The organism is Tamlana crocina (assembly GCF_012037625.1).
In genome coordinates, this window is sequence record NZ_JAAVJS010000047.1 from 1 (window position 1) to 1063 (window position 1063).

A 1063-nucleotide genomic window follows, 5' to 3' on the forward strand; every position below is an offset into this window, starting at 1 on the left:
TTTCCCGCATACGGCTTTCCTTATAATTTTCATCGGCGGGCATTCACAGGTCGTATGCCTGAAGTCTTATACGGCTTAATTAAACCATATTCTTTTACTAAAATAGCAAAGGCTTGTGTGCCATACAAGCTCGACTTACGTTGACTTTTACGATTATAGAAACGGGTGAGCCGTATACGGAGATATTCTTCCAATTTTCTAGAAGAAATCTGTGTGTAGCTCACTTTTTCTATCTTGTAATAATTCATCCATCCTCTTATTATAGGATTTAGCTCTCTTACCACGTCATTAGCTGGAAAATGCCCAATCTGTTTCAGTTTTTCGTTGATTTTCTGCCGTATCTTTTGCTGGGACTTTGCTTTGGGAACAATATTCCAAAAGCGTTTCCCTTTATCAAATGGACTTCGATCGTAACGAAAAGTAAAACCTAAAAAGTCAAATGATGATTCCCGGGCGTTAACTCGCTTGCTTTTATCAGCGTTGAGTGTCAAACCCATTCTTTCAAGTAGGCGCACCAGTTTTGACAGGGATTCTTCGTTGATCTGTTTTGCCATTAATATAAAATCATCAGCATAGCGTATCATCCTGATTCCTTGTTTGTGAAAATAGCTTCCTACCCTATTGACTATCCTATCTAACAAATTCATGTAGATATTTGCCAGTAATGGTGAGATTACTCCTCCTTGTGGTGTGCCTTTTTTACTCCTCTTCCCTCCGGTATACCTGCCATTTTCTTCTACAACTGGCACTTTCAGCCATTGTTTGATCAAGTATAGTACCCGGGGGTCTACAATCCGTTCCTTCAAAGCTATTTCCAGTTTGTCGTGAGGTATTGTATCGAAGTATTTACTCAAATCGGCATCGTAAACTTCCTGCTTTCCTTGTTTAAGGTTGTTGCGGATCTCGGTAACCGCACCTTTTGCAGCACGTTTGGGTCGAAATCCGTGTGATGAATCATCGAAGTCTGCTTCCCATATAGGCTCGATAACAATCTTACAGGCTTGCTGTGCAATCCTGTCTTTTATTGTCGGTATGCCTATGGGGCTCTTTCCACCGTTTTCTT

Annotated in this window: 1 protein-coding gene; it reads right to left on the minus strand. The window is 40.7% G+C overall.

What is annotated here, in order from left to right:
- Positions 1-29: 29 nt before the first annotated feature.
- Positions 30-1063, minus strand: a 1034-nt coding sequence (gene ltrA / locus HC176_RS15510) for a group II intron reverse transcriptase/maturase (protein WP_167919877.1), incomplete at its 5' end; no start/stop codon positions are given.